This window comes from Marinobacterium rhizophilum (assembly GCF_024397915.1).
Lineage (GTDB): Bacteria > Pseudomonadota > Gammaproteobacteria > Pseudomonadales > Balneatricaceae > Marinobacterium_A > Marinobacterium_A rhizophilum_A.
On sequence record NZ_CP073347.1, the window covers coordinates 889,198 to 908,828 of the forward strand.

15 protein-coding genes are annotated in these 19,631 nt (G+C 61.8%); 8 read left to right on the forward strand and 7 right to left on the reverse strand.

From position 1 onward, the window contains the following. Window positions 1-298: 298 nt before the first annotated feature. The 3 genes from panP (at window position 299) to KDW95_RS03895 (ending at window position 6,929) form a co-directional block, all read left to right on the forward strand. Entirely contained in the window at window positions 299-1,954 is a 1,656-nt protein-coding gene (gene panP / locus KDW95_RS03885) for a pyridoxal-dependent aspartate 1-decarboxylase PanP (protein ID WP_255854955.1), read from the forward strand. 324 nt (window positions 1,955-2,278) lie between these two features. After that, window positions 2,279-4,168: a propionyl-CoA synthetase gene (locus KDW95_RS03890; RefSeq protein ID WP_255854956.1), complete on the forward strand. Its 1,890-nt coding sequence runs from the start codon at window positions 2,279-2,281 to the stop codon at window positions 4,166-4,168. A 376-nt stretch (window positions 4,169-4,544) separates the two neighbouring features. Next, the gene (locus KDW95_RS03895) at window positions 4,545-6,929 is read left to right on the forward strand and encodes an Ig-like domain-containing protein (protein ID WP_255854957.1); all 2,385 of its coding nucleotides are present in this window, start codon (window positions 4,545-4,547) and stop codon (window positions 6,927-6,929) included. 106 nt (window positions 6,930-7,035) lie between these two features. Here the strand turns inward: KDW95_RS03895 and KDW95_RS03900 are convergent, their stop codons facing one another. Continuing rightward, window positions 7,036-7,887, reverse strand: coding sequence for an SDR family NAD(P)-dependent oxidoreductase (locus tag KDW95_RS03900; RefSeq protein ID WP_255854958.1), 852 nt, complete (start codon window positions 7,885-7,887; stop codon window positions 7,036-7,038). 67 nt (window positions 7,888-7,954) lie between these two features. Beyond that, window positions 7,955-8,839 carry an AEC family transporter gene (locus KDW95_RS03905; RefSeq protein ID WP_255854959.1) on the reverse strand — a complete coding sequence of 295 codons (885 nt, stop codon included), beginning with the start codon at window positions 8,837-8,839 and terminating at the stop codon, window positions 7,955-7,957. A gap of 429 nt (window positions 8,840-9,268) precedes the next feature. Here KDW95_RS03905 and KDW95_RS03910 point away from each other — a divergent pair, with 429 nt between their 5' ends. Together KDW95_RS03910 and KDW95_RS03915 are read left to right on the forward strand one after the other, a co-directional pair. Continuing rightward, on the forward strand, window positions 9,269-10,426 hold the full coding sequence (locus KDW95_RS03910; RefSeq protein ID WP_255854960.1) for an OsmC family protein: 1,158 nt from the start codon (window positions 9,269-9,271) through the stop codon (window positions 10,424-10,426). A gap of 278 nt (window positions 10,427-10,704) precedes the next feature. Continuing rightward, on the forward strand, window positions 10,705-10,944 hold the full coding sequence (locus KDW95_RS03915) for a hypothetical protein (RefSeq protein WP_255854961.1): 240 nt from the start codon (window positions 10,705-10,707) through the stop codon (window positions 10,942-10,944). Between the two features lie 142 nt (window positions 10,945-11,086). Here the strand turns inward: KDW95_RS03915 and KDW95_RS03920 are convergent, their stop codons facing one another. The 5 genes from KDW95_RS03920 to KDW95_RS03940 all read right to left on the reverse strand — a co-directional run bounded on the left by KDW95_RS03920 (window position 11,087) and on the right by KDW95_RS03940 (window position 16,280). After that, on the reverse strand, window positions 11,087-11,869 hold the full coding sequence (locus KDW95_RS03920) for a GntR family transcriptional regulator (RefSeq protein WP_255854963.1): 783 nt from the start codon (window positions 11,867-11,869) through the stop codon (window positions 11,087-11,089). Between the two features lie 63 nt (window positions 11,870-11,932). Further along, the gene (locus tag KDW95_RS03925) at window positions 11,933-13,087 is read right to left on the reverse strand and encodes an ABC transporter ATP-binding protein (protein ID WP_255854964.1); all 1,155 of its coding nucleotides are present in this window, start codon (window positions 13,085-13,087) and stop codon (window positions 11,933-11,935) included. Between the two features lie 40 nt (window positions 13,088-13,127). Beyond that, a complete protein-coding gene (locus KDW95_RS03930; RefSeq protein ID WP_255854965.1) occupies window positions 13,128-13,976 on the reverse strand; it encodes a carbohydrate ABC transporter permease in 849 nt (282 codons plus the stop codon). Window positions 13,977-13,988: 12 nt separating this feature from the next. After that, entirely contained in the window at window positions 13,989-14,921 is a 933-nt protein-coding gene (locus KDW95_RS03935; protein WP_255854966.1) for a carbohydrate ABC transporter permease, read from the reverse strand. Between the two features lie 84 nt (window positions 14,922-15,005). Then, complete coding sequence (locus tag KDW95_RS03940; protein ID WP_255854967.1) at window positions 15,006-16,280, reverse strand: ABC transporter substrate-binding protein; 1,275 nt, start codon at window positions 16,278-16,280, stop codon at window positions 15,006-15,008. A 269-nt stretch (window positions 16,281-16,549) separates the two neighbouring features. On the opposite strand from KDW95_RS03940, the gene nagB reads away from it, so the two are divergent. The 3 genes from nagB (at window position 16,550) to nagA (ending at window position 19,448) form a co-directional block, all read left to right on the forward strand. Next, window positions 16,550-17,332: a glucosamine-6-phosphate deaminase gene (gene nagB, locus KDW95_RS03945; protein WP_255854968.1), complete on the forward strand. Its 783-nt coding sequence runs from the start codon at window positions 16,550-16,552 to the stop codon at window positions 17,330-17,332. 66 nt (window positions 17,333-17,398) lie between these two features. After that, complete coding sequence (locus tag KDW95_RS03950; RefSeq protein ID WP_255854969.1) at window positions 17,399-18,286, forward strand: BadF/BadG/BcrA/BcrD ATPase family protein; 888 nt, start codon at window positions 17,399-17,401, stop codon at window positions 18,284-18,286. A 22-nt stretch (window positions 18,287-18,308) separates the two neighbouring features. After that, window positions 18,309-19,448: an N-acetylglucosamine-6-phosphate deacetylase gene (gene nagA / locus KDW95_RS03955; RefSeq protein ID WP_255854970.1), complete on the forward strand. Its 1,140-nt coding sequence runs from the start codon at window positions 18,309-18,311 to the stop codon at window positions 19,446-19,448. Window positions 19,449-19,631: the final 183 nt, after the last annotated feature.

Below are 19,631 nucleotides of genomic sequence, written 5' to 3' on the forward strand. Positions count from 1 at the left end.
CCGATACTCTGTCGATCCATTACGAAGATCGCTATTGTAAATCAAAAGCTTGCCACTTTTCCTGAGGGCTGTTCATGAAGAGTTGAAAAAAACTGGTTTGGGGTCGCGCCAAGGCCGGAATGGGTCGTGTGGGGCACGGAACGCTTTCGGATTTCTTTCCTGACGGCGAGTCGAGTATTATGTGCACCGCACAAATGGCTGCTGCTCCTGCACCCGGCCGTTTGGCGCAACTCGGATCAACAAGGTGCTGGCCCTGGGCGAGGCAGCAGATCAGGTTTGGCAAAGGTAGCGAGCATCCATGAATAAAAATTCGAAGGCAGCCGAGGTCAGCATGGAAAACCTGTTGCGGATTTTCACGGTTCCCGAAGCGCCCGGATCGACCCTGAGTCGGCTGGAGCATGATATTTCCGCTAACCTGGCCGGTTTTCTGCAAGATCATATCGTCGCCGAAGAGACCGACCTGGTTAAGATCGAGCGGGACTTCAGCGATACGCTGATCCCCGAGGCCCCGGTCTATGTGTCGGAGCAGGCGCAGTTCCTGCTCGACAAGGTGGTGGCGCAGTCGGTGCATACCTCGTCCCCGAGCTTTGTCGGCCACATGACCTCGGCCTTGCCCTATTTCATGATTCCGTTGTCCAAGATCATGATCGCCCTGAACCAGAACCTGGTGAAAACCGAAACCTCCAAGGCATTCACGCCGCTGGAGCGCCAGGTGCTGGGCATGCTGCATCGCCTGGTCTACGACCAGCCAACGGAGTTCTACGAGCGCTGGCTGCACGACAGTCACCGCCACCTGGGGGCCTTCTGCTCCGGCGGCACGGTGGCCAATATCACGGCGCTCTGGGCGGCGCGCAACCGTGCCTTCGGGCCAGACGGGGCCTTCCCGGGAATTACCCGCGCCGGCGTCTTCGCCGCCATGCGACACTATGGCTGCGAGGGGATGGCGGTGCTGGTGTCCGAGCGCGGGCACTATTCGCTGTCCAAGGCGGCCGATGTGCTGGGTATCGGCCGCGACCAGATCGTGGCGGTGGAAACGGACGGTCACAACCGTATACGCCCCGATGCGCTGCAGGCGAAGATCAGGCAGCTGCAACAGCAGCACATTCGCCCCTTTGCGCTGGTCGGCGTGGCCGGTACCACCGAGACCGGCAATATAGACCCGCTGGACAAGCTTGCCGATATCGCCGAGGAACATGGCATTCATTTCCATGTGGATGGCGCCTGGGGCGGCCCGACGCTGTTTTCCGATCGCTACCGCGCACGCCTCAAGGGGATCGAGCGGGCCGACTCCGTGACCATCGATGCCCACAAGCAGCTGTATGTGCCCATGGGCGTTGGCCTGGTGCTGTTTCGCGACTCCTCGGTGCTCAAGAGCATCGAACACCATGCCCAGTACATTATTCGCCAGGGCTCGAAGGACCTGGGCAGCGCCACGCTCGAGGGCTCGCGCCCCGGCATGGCGATGCTGGTGCACTCGGCCCTGAAGATCATCGGCCGGCGCGGCTACTCGATGCTGATCGATAACGGCATCGATATGGCGGCGCGTTTCGCCGGGCGCATCGAGACGCTGGAGGATTTCGAGCTGGTGTCCGCGCCGGAGCTCAATATCCTGACCTACCGCTGGGTGCCGGCATCGGTGCAGGCGGTGCTGCGCGAGGTCGATGACGACCTGCAACGGCAGATCAACGATCTGCTCAGCCGCATCACCCGCACCATTCAAAAGACCCAGCGCGAGCACGGCAAGGCCTTCGTGTCCCGTACCCGGTTGACGCCGGACCGTTATAACCGCCACGCCATTACGGTGTTCCGCGTGGTGCTGGCCAACCCCCTGACCACCGATGCCGTGTTGCAGCAGGTCATCGATGAGCAGCGGGAGATCGTTGTGTCCCTGGCGGATAACGCGGACATCATCGAGCTCAACCGCCTCACCGGGGTTGCCCTGGCCCCGGGTTAAGCTGCACGACCTTCCTGTCTTTACATGCTTGCCACACAGAGCGGTGCCGCCGCTCTGTGGTGTCCTGCCGCGCGTTCCCTGTCGGCGGCAGCCAGCTGTAGCAGCATTAACGGGCAAAAACGATGATTGTCGACACTTTGATGCCTGCGCGCCGGTTCGGGCGGCTGTCAAACCCGGTTTTAGAGCAGAATTGTCGCCAATATAGCCTTTTGTCTAGGTTGTATAGCCCGTAAATATGATTAAGCTGGGTCTGTATAAGAGCCAGGTGTCGACAATCATTCGAGTCCCTGGCATCGACGACAGATAACAATAAAGGGCTGCAGCATGTCTTACCGGGCGGAATACGCAAGATCCATCGACAATCCATCGGCGTTCTGGGGCGAGAAGGCCGCCGCGCTCAACTGGTTCAAGGCACCGCAACAGATACTCGGCAAGGATGCCAACGGGGTTGACCGCTGGTTCGCCGATGGCGAGCTGAACACCGCCTACCTGGCGCTGGATGTTCACGTGGAGCAGGGGCGCGGTGACCAGGCGGCACTGATCTTCGACTCGCCCGTGACCGGCACGAAGCGCCAGTTCAGCTACCGGGAACTGCGGGACCAGGTGGCACGCTTTGCCGGTGTGCTGCGCACCCAGGGCGTGGCCAGGGGGGATCGGGTGCTGATCTACATGCCAATGATTCCAGAGGCGGTGATCGCCATGCTGGCGGTAGCGCGCCTGGGCGCCGTGCATTCGGTGGTGTTTGGCGGTTTTGCCGCGCCGGAGCTGGCGGTGCGCATCGATGATGCCAGCCCAAAGGTGATCGTTACCGCCTCCTGCGGCATCGAAATCAGCAAGGTCATCCCCTACAAGCCATTGCTGGATGAAGCGCTAGTGCGGGCGCAGCACAGCCCCGCTGCCTGCGTGGTGCTGCAGCGGCCCGAAGTGGCGGCCGAGCTGCAGAGCGGGCGTGATCTGGACTGGCAGCAGGCCATGGCAACGGCGACACCGGCCGACTGCGTGCCGGTGCGGGCCACCGATCCGCTCTATATCCTGTACACCTCCGGTACCACCGGCAAGCCCAAGGGGGTGGTGCGGGATAATGGCGGCCATGCCGTGGCGTTGAAGTACTCCATGCAGGCCATTTACAACATGAATCCCGGCGATGTGTTCTGGGCCGCCTCCGATGTCGGCTGGGTGGTGGGGCATTCCTATATCGTTTACGGGCCTCTGCTCGCCGGCTGCACCACCCTGGTGTACGAAGGCAAGCCGGTACGCACCCCCGATGCCGGCGCTTTCTGGCGGGTCTGTGCCGAATACCGGGTGAAGGCGCTGTTTGCTGCGCCCACGGCGTTTCGGGCCATCAAGAAGGAAGACCCCGAGGGCGCGCTGCTCAAGCAGCACGACCTTTCGACCCTGCAAACCATCTTTATGGCCGGCGAACGGCTGGACCCGCCCACCTATCACTGGACCCGCGAGGTCACGGGCCTGCCGGTGGTGGACCACTGGTGGCAGACCGAATCCGGCTGGGCCATCTGCGCCAATCCCACGGGGCTGGAAATGCTGGCGCCCAAGCCCGGTTCGTCCACCGTGCCGGTGCCGGGCTACAACGTGCAGATCCTTGGCCCCGAGGGTGACGAGCTGCCGGCCGGGGAGCAGGGCATACTGGCCCTCAAGCTGCCGCTGCCGCCGGGCTGTCTGCCCACCATCTGGGGCGACTTCGAACGCTTCCAGTCGGGTTACCTGTCGGACTACCCGGGCTACTACTCCTCCGGGGATGGCGGCTACAAGGATGAAGACGGTTATGTCTTTATCATGGGGCGCACCGATGACGTGATTAACGTCGCCGGCCATCGCCTGTCCACCGGCGAGATGGAAGAAATTGTCGCAGCGCACCCCGCCGTGGCCGAATGCGCCGTGATCGGTGTGCAGGATGAGCTCAAGGGTCAGCAGCCGGTGGGGCTGGTACTGTTAAAAGATGGCGTGGAGCTGGATGAAGCCGAGCTCGAAGCCGAGCTGGTGGCCCGGGTGAGGGAGGTGATCGGTGCCGTGGCCTGCTTCAAGCGCGCGGTGGTGGTGCAGCGCCTGCCCAAAACCCGCTCCGGCAAGATCCTGCGCAAGCTGCTGCGCCAGATCGCCGATGGCCAGGATTACTCGGTGCCATCCACCATCGACGACCCGGCCAGCCTTGCTGAAATCGAAGCGATCCTGGCCCGGCGCGCCCTGGTGGGCTAAGGCTGTACAGGCCGGGCGGTGGGGTGTCGTCGGGTGCTTTTCGTCACGCGGGGCCTGCCCGGTTTTGTGCCAATCCTGTTACTTTTTTGGAACAGTAGTCGACCGGGCCTGGGAAGCTGTCCTATTATTCAAACGTTTTATAAATTCGGCAGATTCGGAAAAGGTGTGGCTTCCATAACAACAGGGCGTTTCTAAAAACCGCAGCGAGCGGTCCAGAGGCAAGGCGCAGGGCGCGCAGGAGCCGCAGTTTACGGGGTATGCATGAGGGTTTTGAGCAGCGCGCAAACTGCAGATGAGTTTGCGCAGCCGCTTTGCAGGAAGTGCCCAACAGTGAGCTCTGAAAACCGACTGCCAAGACGAGCAGGGAGATTTCAGGATGCCTATCAAGCGTCACAGCCCCATTGTTGGGTGCATTACCGCCTTATTACTCAGTACCAGCGCGCTGGGTGCACCCGGAGAAAACGGGGGCGCCGGCTTTGACGGCAACCCGGACAACCTGCCGCCCGGGCGCTTGCGAAGCCAGATCGAGCGGTTGCCGCCACCTGCGCAGCAACGGGCGCTGAAATGGCTTGAGCGCTTCGATATCCCGACGCAGGACTACGAGTTCCTGCGGGTCGATCCCAGTGGCGGCATTTACTACGAGGATACGGTTCTGCCGGACGAGGTCGACGGTGCAGAGAGCGCCTCTGGCGGCGAGCCCCAGGCCGTGGCGCCGGCGGATACGTTTTTACTGCACAGCCGGCCCGGCGCCAGCAAGGTGGTCTTTCTCGACTTCGACGGCCATGTGATCAGCGGCACCGCCTGGAACGGCGGCAACAACAGTCTTTATGCCAGGCCCTTCGATACCGATGGCAACCCGGGCAGCTTCAGCGACAGCGAGCGCAACAGCATCGCCGAGATCTGGCACCGGGTGTCCGAGGACATGGCGCCGTTCGACATCGATGTCACTACCGAAGATCCCGGCAGCTTCGGGCCGACCACCGGCCATGTGCTGATCACGGAGGATACTGACGAGTTCGGCACCGACATGCCGTCCAAGGGCGCGGGCGGTGTCGCCTATGTCGGTGTCTGGGGCGCTTCCTACTACACGAATTATCAGCCGGCGCTGGTGTACTTCGACAATCTCGGTGGCGGTAATCCGACCTATGTGTCGGAAGCGGCCAGCCATGAATTCGGCCACAACCTTGGGCTGTCGCACGATGGTGTAGCCGGCGGCGCCAGCTATTACACAGGCCATGGTTCCGGCTACGTCTCCTGGGCACCGATCATGGGGGTGGGCTATTACCAGAACGTCACCCAGTGGAGCCAGGGGGAGTACAGCGGTGCCAATAATACTCAGGATGACCTGGCGATCATCAGTGACCAGCTGGAATACCGGCCGGATGATCACGCCAACGGCATGACCGCCGCCACACCGCTGCTGGTGGATCCTAACGGTGCCGTTTACGTCACCTTTCCTGAAATCGACCCGCATAACCTCAACCCGGCGAATAAAGGCGTGATTGAAACCCGCGATGATGTGGATCTGTTCTGGTTCGATACCGCCGAGGGCTATGTCAGCTTCAACGTGATTCCGGCCTGGGAGGCCTTCTCCCGTAACAGCCGGCGCGGTGCCAACCTGGATATCGAGGTCAGCCTGTATGATGCCCAGGGTAACTGGGTGGCCAGCAGCGATCCGCTGGATGATACCCTGGCGCAGCTCGATGAGTATCTTCCCGCCGGGCGTTACTACCTACAGGTCAGTGGAGTCGGCAATAGCCAAAGCCCCTACAGCGACTATGGCAGCCTGGGCATGTACTTCATTTCCGGCTCCGTGCAGCCGGTGAGCCCAGATACCACGGCGCCGACGCCAAGTCCGTCCGGCTGGTGGGCCTCGGCGCCGTCGGCCCTGAGCGCCAGCCGTATCGACATGGCCGCCAACCCGGCGACCGACGACTCCGGCGTCGTGCAGTACTATTTCCAGTGCGTTACCGGCAGCGGTTGCAGCGACAGTGGCTGGCAGAGTGGTACGGCATTCAGTGCAACCGGCCTGGTCCCTGGTACCTACTACAGCTTCCAGGTGAAGGCGAGGGACGCGGCCCACAACGAAACCGCACTGTCGCCGATGCTCGGAACCACGACGCTGGCCAACCAGCTGCCCGTGGCGGCAGATGACAGTGCCATCACCGACGAGGGGCAGTCCGTTGTTATTGCGGTGCTGGCCAATGACAGCGACCCGGACGGAGGTTCGCTGTCGATCGCCAGTCACGGGCAGGGCAACAACGGCAGTGTGAGCCAGAGTGGCAGCAGCCTGGTGTATGTGCCAGCGCAGGATTTTTTCGGTACCGACAGCTTCACTTATACCGTTACCGATGGATACGGCGACTCGCTGCCGGCAACGGTGACTGTTACTGTCAACGAGGTGAATGAACCACCGGTGGCGGTTGATGACAGTGCCGAGGTGGGGCTTAACAGTTCGCTGACGATCGATGTGCTGGCCAACGATTCCGACCCGGACCAGGACCCGCTAAGCATCAGCGGATACACCCAGGGCAACAAGGGCGCGGTGGTGCTATCAGCGGGTGGTGACCAGCTCGTTTACAGCAGCGGCAACAAGCGTGGCGGTGACAGCTTCACTTATACCGTTATCGACAACAGGGGCGGTTCCGCCACCGCGACTGTAGTCATCAGCATCAGCCGCAACGGCGGTGGGGATGACGGCGGTGACAGCGGTGGTGGAGGTAACGGCGGCGGCAAGTGCCATCCGAAAAAGGGCTGTTAGGCGGCACTTGAACTGCACCGCACAAGCACCCGTCGATTCGCAACAGGACCGCCTTCGGGCGGTCCTGTCAGTTCAAGGGGCGGCTGCGGGTCTGATGCGCCGACCGTCAGCGGTTCTCCCGGTCAGCCACGGCACGCAGTACCCAGTCCAGTGCCCGGGTCGGTAGCAGGCGCCGCAGGGTGCCAAAGATGTGGGTGGGGGTGGTGACGTAGTAACGGGGCCGGGCCTGGTGGGCTTCCAGCGCGTGCAGCACCTTCACCAGCACCGCTTCGGGGCGCAGGGTGAAGGGGTCTTTCTTGCCGCTGTCGCCCAGGGCCGCCAGGCGCTGCTCGACGGCGGCGTAGGTGTCGCGGTGCGGGCTGTTGCTGCGGTCAATATTCTGCTTGAACTTGGCGTAGGCATTGTCGCGGAAATGGCTGATCACGGGCCCGGTTTCGATCAGTGATACCTGGATGCCGCTGCCGTGCAGCTCCTGGCGCAGGGTATCGCTGAGGCCTTCGAGGGCAAACTTGGAGGCGTTGTAGGCGCCGCGGTACTTGAGTGTAATCAGGCCCAGCACCGAGCTGTGCTGAATGATGCGGCCCTGTCCCTGGCGGCGCATCGCCGGAAGCACCTTGCATGCCAGCTCGTGGGCGCCGAACAGGTTGGTTTCGAACTGCTCGCGCAGCGCCTGGCGGCTAACATCTTCCACCGCGCCCGGCTGGCCAAAGCCTGCGTTATTGAACAGGGCATAGAGGCTGCCGCCGGTTTGCTCAAGTACCCAGGCAACCGCGCTGTCTATGGAGCCACTGTCATCCACATCCAGCTGGCAGCTCTCCAGACCCTGTTCGCGCAGGTGATCCACGTCTTCGGGTTTACGCGCCGTGGCAAAAACGCGGTAGCCGCGTTGGCGCAGCCCCAGGGCGACATGGTGGCCGATGCCGCTGGAGCAGCCGGTGATCAATATGCTTTTTTCCATGGCCGCTGCGTCCTCTGTGCGCCGTTAAGTCCTGGGCAGGCATGCTAACAGATTTTAGCGGCTGGCCTTAGAGATAGAACGCCGACAGCAGCATAACCGCCAGCAGGGAGAGTGGCGTTGACAGCATGATGATAGCCGCCACCTGGTCCCGCGGACCCTGGTACTGGGTTGCCATCATGTAGCTCAGCACCGCCACCGGCATGCAGGACTGGATCAGCAGGGATTTTTGCAGCATCTCCGGCAGGGGCAGCAACTGTATAACCGTAAAGGCGGCAGCCAGTCCGATCAGGATGCGACCGGCACTCATCAGGCCCACCAGTTTAAGGTCGCCAAGATGGCGAATGCTGATGGAGCCCAGCGAGCGTCCCAGCAACAGCAGCATGACCGGCACCGTGATTCCCGCCAGCATCTCCAGCGTCCTGTGCAGTGGCACGGGTACTGTCGTGTCCGTCAGTAACAGCACAACGCCCACGAGCAGCGCAATGATCGAGCCGTTGGTGAGCAGGGCACGGGGATTGAGTTGCCCGGACATCAGCCAGGCACCGAGGGTGAAATTGCTGAGTCCCACGACGGTGGACGTCAGTACCGCATAGGGAAGGGCGTCCGGCCCCAGCAGGGCGAAGACCACCGGAATGCCCAGGTTGCCGGTATTGGGGTTCACCAGCACCGGCAGCAGAAACCGCATGGGCTGGCCGCTAAGGCGCAGTGCCAGTGCCGCCAGTAACCCCGCGACAACCAGCATGGCGCAGGCCGCCAGGATAATATCGGATAGCACACCGAGGTCCGCATCCATCTTCAGCAGGGAGTTGAGCAGCAGGCTCGGCAACCCGATGACCATCACCAGCTGGCCAAGGTCCGGGCTGTCCAGCAGGCGGGTGCGCTTGCTCAGTATCCAGCCAAGGCCAGTGCATACCAGTACCGGGGTAAGGCTGGAGAAAAACTCGATCAGCATGGGCCTTGCCTCTGAAATATTAAGTGCAGAACCGGGGGCTGGCCTTGCTGTGGACTCACATGATAGCGCTAGCAAGCGCTTAGACAAAGAGGCAGGGGGCAGACGCCTGTGCGGGCGGCAGCGTTGCAGGCCTGTGGAGGGTTCTTGCCCCTGTCATCTGTATTTGGCTGACGCATCCTTTGATGCGACCCCACCACAACAGACAGTGCTGAAGCGCGCCGGGGCGTCGTGATTTTCCCCGGAATTCGCAGTCTCAGGCCAGGCTGCGGGCCGCCTTCAGCGATGTCATCCTGTCCTTGTATCTTAAGGGAGGCGGGCCTTCTCGGCTATACTGCTAATGACGGCCAGCGGTGGTCGCGGGCTTTGAGTCAAGTTGGAAACTTCGGACGACAACCACCATTAACAGTGGTGGGAGCGGAGGTAAATGACATGGCTATGAACGTGGTTAACGGCGTCGATGTCGCCGCCCTGGGCAAGATCATTTCGGACTTTAAAGCTGATCCGAAAACCGCGGCGTTTGATTTCCGAAGCTCGACGGACTGGCACAGCGGTGCCATCGTAAATTCGACCTTTACAGGTCACAAGCGCAATGGGGTGGAAAGCACCCGGGCGCAGCCTCACCAACTGGCGGGCGATGAGCCGCAAGCGTTACTTGGAAGCGGCCAGCACGTCGGCCCGGCCGGCCATTTACTGCATGCCATGTGTCACTGCCTGACGGTCACACTGGCTTACCACGGCGCGGCGCGAGGCGTGAGGATTGACTCGCTGCGGGTCGACGCAGAGGGCAGTCTCGACCTGCAGGGATTCCTGGGATTGAGCGACAAGGTCAAGCCCGGGTTCAAGCAGATCCATCTCAAGGCCTATATTGACTCGCCGAACTCCTCTGAAGAGGTTCTGGCGCTTTTCCAGTATGCCCAGGGGCGCTCCCCGATCTGCTCTACGGTGCGCCACAACGTGAATATTGCCTGGGAATTCGACATTGAAGCCACGGATGCCGGTCCGGAAACGGGAGAGGATCGCCACGGTGTCAACTTCCCGAACCTGGCCGCCACGGTACAGGCGCTAACAGACACCCCGGTATTGGGCAAGTGCACGTTTTACGCATCCGAGCAGTGGCTCGGCGGTGCCAAGACCAGGTCATCGCACCCGGGGTTTGATCAGGCCGAGGGTGAGCTGCTGATGCGTCACCGGGAAGAAAGCCCGAAAACCTATGTCGGCGACGAGCCTGCCGTGCTGCTGGGCTCCGATGCCGGCCCGTCGCCGTCGGAAACGCTCCTGCATGCGATGGCGAACTGCGTCTCGGTCACCACGTCCTACCACTCGGCGGCCCGCGGGGTCCCGCTCGATGCCTTCAAGGTGGATCTGGAAGGTGACATGGACTTGCAGGGGTTCGCGGATCTCGACGACAACGTGACGCCGGCTTACCGGAACATCACGGCCAGGGTCCGGATCAGGGCCGGCGGGAATGAACGGGAGATAGTCGAGCTATTGAAGTTCACCACCTCGCATTCCCCAATGTGCGATAGTGTCAAACGGCCGGTCGATATCTCGTTTTCCCTGGTGCATAACGGTTTCGCTATAGCCTGAGGGCCCGTCGGCCGGCGACTGAGGCCGCAAGGCTTTTCGCCTTGCGGCCATGTTCTGGGGGGGCTCTTGCTTCTGCGTGAGCACGCGATTCATTGAGATGCCCGCCCGCACAGTGCATCGGTTACCAGGTCATGGATGGCGTGCAACAGAGTTCCACTAGGCCTCTCTGACAATCAATACAACCTACGTAACAGGCGCCCTGCCGGGGGTAGAGAAAAGCGATACAGGTATTCATTGCCGATTCGGCCCGGGCGGTGGCGCGCCTGGGGGCCGATCATGTGAGTGAGCTTGTGTCGCAGGCCTGCTGCAATGTCGGGCTTATCACCGGTGCCGCCGTCATGGGCGCGCTGTTCCCATTCGCCGCCATGACGACCGATATCACCACCGCTTCGCCGCAGGCCATTGCGGCTGGCATGCAGGTGACATTCGCTGTTGCAGGCCTGCTGATGGTTGTGGCCCTTGGTATCGCGGCCATGAGCCGGGCGCTGGTTAAACGGGGGGCGTTAACGGTGGCATGATATCGGGGCGGCTAGCGGCTAGCGGCAGGGGGCGTGGGGCGTCGCGAAATTCATTACCAATCAGCAATCACCAATCACCAGCCATCCGGCAAGCGGTAAACTGTACCGTCGTACATCCGTAATACACCAATCCCTACTGCTGTTACTGGCTTTCGACCGGCACTCCATCAAGATCGCGAATCTCGGCGACAAAGTCGTAGGCATCGCCCGGGAACCAGGAGCGGGTGAATTCCACCGGCGTGTCGTCGGCCAGCAGGCCCAGGCGCTCGATATAGAGCACGGCGCTGCTGACGGGGATTGCCAGGTGGGCGGCGCGGGTTGCGTCGATGGAGATGGCGCGCAGGCGCTGCAACGCCTTGACCGGGCGCAGGCCGAGCTCCGACATCACCTGGTAGAGCGACTCCGTGATGGCGAAGGGGTTGTCCAGAAAACGTCGGGGAATGGCGGCCATTTCGAGTCCCATGGGCTGGTCATCCACCAGGCGCAGGCGGTGAAAGCGTACCACTTCGTCATCGGGGCCGAGCTTCAGGGCGCGCTGTTCGTCTTCAGTGGCCAGTCCCAGGGAGCGGTCGAGCCATTTGGAGCCCGGGGTGCGGCCGCGCTCGCGCATGACTTCGGAAAAGCTCTTGAGGAAATTCAGCGGCTGCTCCACCCGGTCGCTGACAAAGGTGCCCACCCCCTGGCGCTGTACCAGCAGGCCCTCGGTCACCAGGTCGTCGATGGCGCGCCGCACCGTGACGCGGGACACCTTCATGGCGCTGGCGATCTCCCGTTCCGGCGGTATGGCATCGCCGTATTGCAGCTGGCCATTGTGGATGGCGTCGCGGATGCGCTGTTGCAGCTGCAGGTACAGCGGCTTGGCATCACGCGCACCCTGTACCGGTGCGTCGAAAATTCGGTGAATAAGGCAGTCTGTCTTGTCCATGGCTGATCCCGTGTCGCAACTGTGCCCGCCGCCTCCGATGCACAGAGCCGGCGGGCGGGTTCCCTAGATCGATTCCTGTGCCACGGCCTTGAGTTCTGCCAGCTGCGCGGTTGAATGCACATTGCCGGCCTGCAGCCGGCGCAGGGCACGGTCGCTGCTGTCGAACACATGGGCGCTGTGGGGGGCGAAGGATACCTCGATACGCTCCGAAGTGGTAACGGTGCTCTCGCCGCTGCCGCGCACCACGATCTCGGTGCCATCATCCAGCGTCAGGTAAATAAAGCTGGCCTCGCCCAGGCGCTCCACCAGGGTGACCATGCCGCTGAGCGCTGTACCGGCGTTACTGCACTCCTCGATATGCTCCGGGCGTACGCCCAGGGTGACGCTGTCGCCGACCTTGAGATCGCCCGCCTCAACACAGGCGCGGCTGCGACAGCCGTTGCCCAGCTGAATCTCGATATGATCAGGGCCGATGGCGGTTACCTTGCCATCGATGAAGTTCATCTTCGGCGAGCCGATAAAGCCGCCGACAAAGCGGGTGGCCGGGTGCTGGTAAAGCTCCAGCGGGGTGCCGCACTGCTCGACGCGGCCCTGGTTCATCACCACGATCTTGTCACCGAGCGTCATGGCTTCGACCTGGTCGTGGGTCACGTAGATGATGGTGGCGCCCAGTTCCTTGTGCAGCTTGCCGATCTCGACCCGGGTCTTGACCCGCAGTGCGGCATCCAGGTTGGACAGCGGCTCGTCGAACAGGAACACGTTGGGGTCGCGCACGATGGCACGGCCAATGGCGACACGCTGGCGCTGGCCACCGGAAAGCTCGCGCGGCAGGCGCTCCAGCAGGTGGTCGATATGCAGTATCCGGGCGGCATCGCGCACCTTGGCGTCGATAAAGGCTTTGTCCTTGCCGGCGATCTTGAGGCCGTAGGACATGTTCTTGAACACGCTCATATGGGGGTAGAGCGCGTAGGACTGGAACACCATGGCGATGCCGCGTTGCGCCGGTGGCAGGGCATTGACCTGTTGCTCGCCGATGCACAGCTCGCCGCTGCTGATTTCTTCCAGCCCCGCGATCAGGCGCAGCAGCGTCGATTTGCCGCAGCCCGAGGCGCCGACCAGCACCACGAATTCGCCGTGCTTGATGTCCAGGTCGATACCGTGCAGAACCGGGGTATCGCCGTAGCTTTTCTTGATGTTGCTCAGTTTAACGTCAGCCATGATTAACCTCGTTTATTCTTGTCTGTCTGTATTGCCCGACTCATTTCACGGCCCCGGAGGTGAGGCCGCGAATCAGCTGACGGGAGAAAATCACGTAGAGCACCAGTACCGGCACGATGGCGAGCGTCAGGGAGGACAGCACCGCGTTCCAGTCGGTGACGTACTGGCCGATAAACTGCTGTACGCCCAGCGTGATGGTCTGGGTGCTTTCGCCGGGGGCCAGGATCAGCGGGAACCAGAGGTCGTTCCAGATCGGAATCATGGTGAAGACCGCCACCGTGGCCATGGCCGGGCGGATCAGCGGCAGGATAATGGTGAAGAAGATCTTGTACTCGCTGACATTGTCGCAGCGCGCGGCTTCCTTCAGTTCCTTGGGCACCTGGCGGATGAATTCCGACAGGATGAATACCGCCAGCGGCAGTCCCTGGGCGATATACACCAGCACCAGGGCGGTGAGGGTGTTGACCAGGTCCAGGCTCGCCATCAGGTTGAGAATGCTCACGGTACCCAGGCGAATGGGGATCATGATGCCCATGGCGATCAGTACCGCCAGGAAGAGGTTGCCGCGAAACTTGTACTCCGTCAGGGCCCAGGCGGCCATGGCGCCGAACAGCAGCACGAAGAACAGCGACACCAGGGTCACGATCATGCTGTTGCCGAAATAGAGGCCGAAGTCGGCGCGCCCCAGCACCTGCTCGAAACCCTCCAGGCTGAACGAATCCAGCGTCGGCAGGGCCAGCGGGTCCTTGAAGATCGCCTTGCGGCTCTTGAAGGCGTTGACGATGATCACCAGGATCGGGAAGAGCGCGATCACGGTGTAGGTCAGCAGAACCGCATGGGTCATGAGGGTCTTGCCGGTGTTGTGCTTGAGGCCGGGCAGGCTAATCATGGCTATCTCCCCTTAAAGCTGAAAGCGTTTCATGCGACGCTGAATCACGAACAGGTACAGCATCACACCCACCAGAATGATCAGGAACATCAGGGTCGCCACTGCGGCGCCCATGGTGATGCTGCCTGACTGCAGCTGGAAGCCGAAGAAGGTGCGGTAGAACAGGGTGCCCATGATGTCGCTGGAAAAGTTGGGCCCCGCCAATGCGCCCTTGACGGCGTAGATCAGCTCGAAGGCATTGAAGTTGGCCACGAAGGTCAGGATCGACACCATGGCGATGGTCGGCAGTATCAGTGGCAGTTTGACGTGCCAGAAGGTCTGCCAGGCATTGGAGCCGTCCACCACGCTGGCATCGATCAGGTCATCGGGGATGCTCAGCATGGCGGCGTAGATCAGCATCATCGGGATGCCGACGAACTGCCACACCGAAATCAGCGCCAGCGTAATGAGCGAGCTGGATTCCTTGCCCAGCCAGGCATCGAAATACTGCCCCAGGCCGATGCTGTAGAGAAAGCCTTCGCTGATGCCCCAGATCGGGCTGAGCAGCAGCTGCCAGACGAAGCCGATAATGACCACCGACAGCATGGTGGGCATGAAAATCAGCGTGCGGTAGGTGTTGCTCAGGCGCAGTCTGGGCGAGCTGAGCAGGGCGGCCAGAAAGAGCCCGATGGGGTTCTGCACCAGCATGTGAATGATAAAGAACTTGGTGTTGTTCCAGAGCGCGTTCCAGAACGGCTCGGACCAGGCTGCATCCAGCAGCAGGGTCTGGTAGTTGCTGATGCCGGCGAAGAAGCGCTGGCCGGTTTCATCCTCCTGGAACAGGCCGAGCCAGAGGGTATCGAGCAGCGGATACACGCTGAAGGTCACGTAAATCAGCAGGCCCGGGGCCAGGAAAAACAGGATGTGCCACGGAAAGCGGCGTGCAATGGCGGTGGGTTGGGACATGGTGCTGTACCCGCGTTGAAATTTGTCTGAAGGAGCCGTTCGTGCCGCAGTGCGCCGCGTCGGGCGCACTGTGCTTACCACCCGTTACTGGTGCGGCTTGTACCACTGCTGCAGGCCAGCCTCGACCTGCTGGGCAGCCGCTTCCGGGCTCAGGGTGCCGTTCAGCACCTGGGTGCTCACGTTCCAGAGCTCGTTTTCCATGCTGGGCGTGCCGCGGGACAGGATCTGGTAGGAGTTGCGGATCGTCTGCTCGCAATCCTGGCGCCAGCTCAGGAATTGCTGTGCCACCGGGTCCTTGATCTCGATCGGGTGGTCGGACAGCGAGAAAAAGCCCGGCAGTTCGTTGGAGTAGAGTTCGGCAAAGTCCTTGCTCGCCATCCAGCTCAGGAAGGTACGGGCCGCGGCCTTGTTGGGGCTGGCCGCATTGATGCCCATGGCGATGTCGGTGTGATCGCTGATGTAGCAGCTGTCCTGGCCATCGGGCACCGGCGGTGCAAAGGCGGCAAACTCAAAGTCAGCCTGATCGTTGAAGGTCGGGATGTCCCAGGAACCGGCGGGGTAGATCACGCCACGGCCCAGGGTAAACAGGTTCTGGGAGTCGGCATACTTCTGCGCTTCGTAGCCCCGGCCCATGTAGGGGCCCCACTTGGCCATTTGCTGCCACACCTGCACGTACTGGGTGTCGGTCAGTTTCTGGCTGCCATCGAGCAGTCCCTTGCGTCCGGCCTCGCCTTTCCAGTAATTCGGCCCGATGTTCTGAAAGCCCATGGTGGCGGATTCCCACTGGTCCGAGGTGCCCATCACCAGCGGCACGTAGCGGCTTTCGTTCTTGATGGTGTCGAGCACCTTGAAGAACTCGCTTTCGGTTTTGGGTACTTCCAGCTCGAGCTCTGCAAACAGCTCCTTGTTATAGATAAAGCCGTGAATGACCGAGGCCATTGGCAGGCAAAAGGTATCCTTGCCGTCATCGGTGATCCAGGCGCTGCGGGCAAAATCCGAGAAATTTTCCATGCCTGGCAGGTCGTTCAGGGCTTCAAGGTTGCCCTTGGTATACAGGCTGAGGGACACATCGAAGGGGCGGCAGGTAATGAGGTCGCCGGCGGTACCGCCCTGCAGCTTGGCCTGCAGCGCCGAGTTGTAGTCGCTCGGCGGCGTGGGGGCGAACACCAGTTCGATATCCGGATGCTGCTGATTGAACGCGGGGATAATGACGTCGTTCCAGATCTTGCTGTCATCGTTGCGCCAGCTTTCGATCACCAGCTTCTCGGCGGACCAGGCGCCGACGCTGCCGCTGGCCAGCACCAGACCCAGGGAAAGGCTGCCAAGCCGTGTTGCCATAGCGTTGATGGGCTTGCTCATTGTTATTGTGCTCCGCGCTTGTTGGGGTGAGGTCGGGCTGGTGGTCTTTATCTTTAGACATGCCTTCCCGCTTTCTGAATACCAATGTAGACCACAATGCAGTCCAATGGCAATACCACTCCATAAATTAAATGCGAATCTTGGGCTTTCGGTCCGTATGCAGAGGCTTCTTCGGGATTTTACTGGCGGGTTATTGCACCTCGGCAAAATAGTGGTATTGTAAAGGTATTGTTTATGTCGGCCTATACAGGCCCCGATGGAGGAACGCTATGCAGGTCATCATTGCTGATTCGGCGCAGGAGGTGGCGCGTCTGGGTGCCGATCAACTGAGCGCGCTCATGCGTACCCGGCCCGGCGCCGTGCTGGGCCTGGCCACTGGCAATACGCCCATTGCGCTCTATGACGAGCTGATCCGGCGTTACCGGGACGGCCAGCTGAGCTTTGCGCAGGCGCGTTCGTTCAACCTGGACGAGTACGTGGGGCTGGCGCCCGGCCATCGCCAAAGCTATCGCCATTTCATGAACCAGCACCTGTTCAATCACATTGATATCCCGCTGGCACAGACCTGGGTGCCGGATGGACTGGGGGATCCCGAGACGGTCGGTGAGGCCTATGAAGCACTGATTGACGCGGCCGGCGGGATCGATCTGCAGGTGCTGGGTATTGGTCGCAATGGTCATATCGGCTTCAACGAGCCCAGCTCCAGCCTGGGGTCCCGTACCCGCATCAAGACGCTGGCACCGCAGACGCTGGCCGACAACAGTCGCTTTTTTTCGCCGGACGAGTTTCAGCCCAGTCTGGCAATCACCATGGGCATCGGTACAATTCTGCGCTCGCGCAAGGCCCTGCTGCTGGCCACGGGTGAGTCCAAGGCAGATGCCGTGCAGGCCATGATCGAAGGGCCGGTAACGGCCAGTTGCCCTGCATCGGCCTTGCAGTTGCATCCCTGTGCCCTGGTTATCGTGGATAGCGCCGCCGGTGCGCGGCTCGAGCATGGCGAGTATTACCAGCGCGTGCGACAGGAAACCGACTTGCTGAACGGACGCAGCTAACCCCGTTTTGAGTGGTCTGGTGCTGTGAATCAGACCGCAAGCCAGACATTTACAGGCGTAACGATGATGAATGACGATGCAGAGTATCTGCTTGGCGTGGATGGGGGGGGAACCTCCTGCCGGGTGCGCCTGAGCACGGTGGCGGGTCGGGTATTGGGCGAGGCGCGTGCGGGCAGCGCCAACGTGCGCCTGGGGGTCGACAAGGCCTACGCCGAGATCCTCAAGGCAACCGACGAGGCACTCAATCAGGCCGGGCTCGACCGCTCCGTGCTGGCACGTACCTTTGCAGGCTTTGGCCTGGCCGGTGCCGTGGACGCGTCGCGGTGCCAGGCGGTACGCGACTTTGCGCACCCCTTTGCCGCTGTGGCGGTAGAAACCGATGCCCATACGGCCTGCCTGGGTGCCCACAGGGGCGAAGACGGCGGCATTCTGATCCTGGGGACCGGTTCCTGCGGTGTATACCAACAAGCCGGGCGCTTCGATGTCGTCGGTGGCTGGGGGTTCATGATCTCCGATCAGGGCAGTGGTGCCTGGCTGGGGCTGAACCTGGTGCGCCAGTCGATGCTGGCGCTCGATGGCGTTATCGCGCAGACACCGCTGAGTCAGGCTGTACTGGCCGGTTTTGATCACTCCCATGCCCGGGTGCTGAACTGGTCCGAACAGGCCAGGCCGCGGGATTATGGCGCCTTTGCTCCGCTGGTGCTGCAGTTCGCCGCCCAGCAGGATCCGCTTGCGATCCGCCTGCTGCAGCAGTGCGGCCAGGACGCCGGCGACCTGCTGGCCAGGCTACAGCAACTCGGCGCCCGCCGGGTTTGCCTGATGGGCGGCCTGAGCGCGCCGCTGCGGCCCTGGCTGCCTGAAGCGCTGCTCGGCTTGCTGTGCGCACCTGTTGGCGATGCGATGGACGGCGCCCTGTTGCTGGCGCGAAACCTGCGTAATAACGCTGTTCAATAAAGTGAATACCCGGGGGAACCCAATGCAATTTGCGTTGATCAACGGCCGTATCTTTGACGGCGAACAGATACACCAGGACCGTGCGCTCTGGATACGAAACGGTCGCATCGAAGCGCTGACAGATCCTGCGCGCCTGCCCGCGGGCATCGATGTCGTGGACCTGGGCGGGCACTTGCTGGCACCGGGTTTTATTGACACCCAGGTTAACGGTGGCGGTGGCGTGCTGTTTAACGACAGTCCGGATGTTGCGGGCATTCAGGCCATCGGCCGGGCGCATCGTCGTTTCGGTACCACCGGTTTTCTGCCCACCCTGATCAGTGACCGGCATGATGTCATGCACAGCGCGCTGGAGGCCACGCGGGTGGCGCTGTCTTCCGTACCGGGTGTGCTGGGTATTCACCTGGAAGGCCCCTTTCTTAACCTGCAGCGCAAGGGGATTCATCCGGCCGCGATGATTCGCGGGCCCGAGGCCGATGCACTGGCGTTGCTGCGCGGCCTGCAGGGCGAGGGCGTTACCCTGGTGACCCTGGCGCCGGAGCAGGTGAGCGAAGACTTTATTCGCGAACTGGCACAAGCCGGCATCGTCGTCGCGGCCGGCCATACCCAGGCTACCTATGCGCAGATGACCCAGGCGCTGGCGCAGGGGCTGAGTGGCTTTACCCACCTGTTCAATGCCATGTCGCCATTAACCAGCCGCGAGCCCGGGGTGGTGGGTGCGGCGCTGGATGACGACAACAGCTGGTGTGGCCTGATTGTCGATAATCACCATGTACACGCCGCAACCCTGCGGATTGCGCTGCGGGCCAAGGCCGCTGGCAAGATGATGCTGGTAACCGATGCCGTCCAGACCGTGGGTGTCCCCGGGCGTGAGTTTGAACTGCTTGGACAGAGCATCGTGCGCGAAGGGGGGCGGGTTGCGTCGCCCGAGGGCACCCTGGCGGGATCGGATCTGGATATGGCATCGGCGGTGCGCAACTGCGTGCGCCTGCTGGGGCTGTCACTGGAGGAAAGTCTTCGCATGGCATCGCTCTATCCGGCCGAGTTTTTGCGCCTGGGTGATCGATACGGTCGTGTGCGTGCGGGTTACCAGGCGAGCCTGGTGTTGCTGGATGAGCAGCTGCAGGTACAGCAAACCTGGATCGACGGTGTGGCGTCGGACTGACGCCCAGGTGACCGGTTTTCGCCTGCATACTGACTTTGAGTTGCGCATTTAAGCGATTGAAGTTAAACACGAACATCATGGTCCTGGCGTCTTTTGTTGAAATGGAGGGGCTCGCTTACTGCGGCTCCATTGATGGCTTTATACCGTTATCTTGTGCGGTCTCTACCCAGTCTTTACGAGCCT

What these genes read in the sequence shown, in the direction of transcription:
- nagA (WP_255854970.1), top strand. Translation starts at nt 18,309, where the DNA reads ATGCAATTTGCGTTGATCAACGGCCGTATCTTTGACGGCGAACAGATA.
- KDW95_RS03905 (WP_255854959.1), bottom strand. Translation starts at nt 8,839, where the DNA reads ATGCTGATCGAGTTTTTCTCCAGCCTTACCCCGGTACTGGTATGCACT.
- KDW95_RS03940 (WP_255854967.1), bottom strand. Translation starts at nt 16,280, where the DNA reads ATGAGCAAGCCCATCAACGCTATGGCAACACGGCTTGGCAGCCTTTCC.
- KDW95_RS03895 (WP_255854957.1), top strand. Translation starts at nt 4,545, where the DNA reads ATGCCTATCAAGCGTCACAGCCCCATTGTTGGGTGCATTACCGCCTTA.
- KDW95_RS03900 (WP_255854958.1), bottom strand. Translation starts at nt 7,887, where the DNA reads ATGGAAAAAAGCATATTGATCACCGGCTGCTCCAGCGGCATCGGCCAC.
- KDW95_RS03925 (WP_255854964.1), bottom strand. Translation starts at nt 13,087, where the DNA reads ATGGCTGACGTTAAACTGAGCAACATCAAGAAAAGCTACGGCGATACC.
- KDW95_RS03950 (WP_255854969.1), top strand. Translation starts at nt 17,399, where the DNA reads ATGAATGACGATGCAGAGTATCTGCTTGGCGTGGATGGGGGGGGAACC.
- KDW95_RS03910 (WP_255854960.1), top strand. Translation starts at nt 9,269, where the DNA reads ATGGCTATGAACGTGGTTAACGGCGTCGATGTCGCCGCCCTGGGCAAG.
- panP (WP_255854955.1), top strand. Translation starts at nt 299, where the DNA reads ATGAATAAAAATTCGAAGGCAGCCGAGGTCAGCATGGAAAACCTGTTG.
- nagB (WP_255854968.1), top strand. Translation starts at nt 16,550, where the DNA reads ATGCAGGTCATCATTGCTGATTCGGCGCAGGAGGTGGCGCGTCTGGGT.
- KDW95_RS03920 (WP_255854963.1), bottom strand. Translation starts at nt 11,869, where the DNA reads ATGGACAAGACAGACTGCCTTATTCACCGAATTTTCGACGCACCGGTA.
- KDW95_RS03930 (WP_255854965.1), bottom strand. Translation starts at nt 13,976, where the DNA reads ATGATTAGCCTGCCCGGCCTCAAGCACAACACCGGCAAGACCCTCATG.
- KDW95_RS03935 (WP_255854966.1), bottom strand. Translation starts at nt 14,921, where the DNA reads ATGTCCCAACCCACCGCCATTGCACGCCGCTTTCCGTGGCACATCCTG.
- KDW95_RS03890 (WP_255854956.1), top strand. Translation starts at nt 2,279, where the DNA reads ATGTCTTACCGGGCGGAATACGCAAGATCCATCGACAATCCATCGGCG.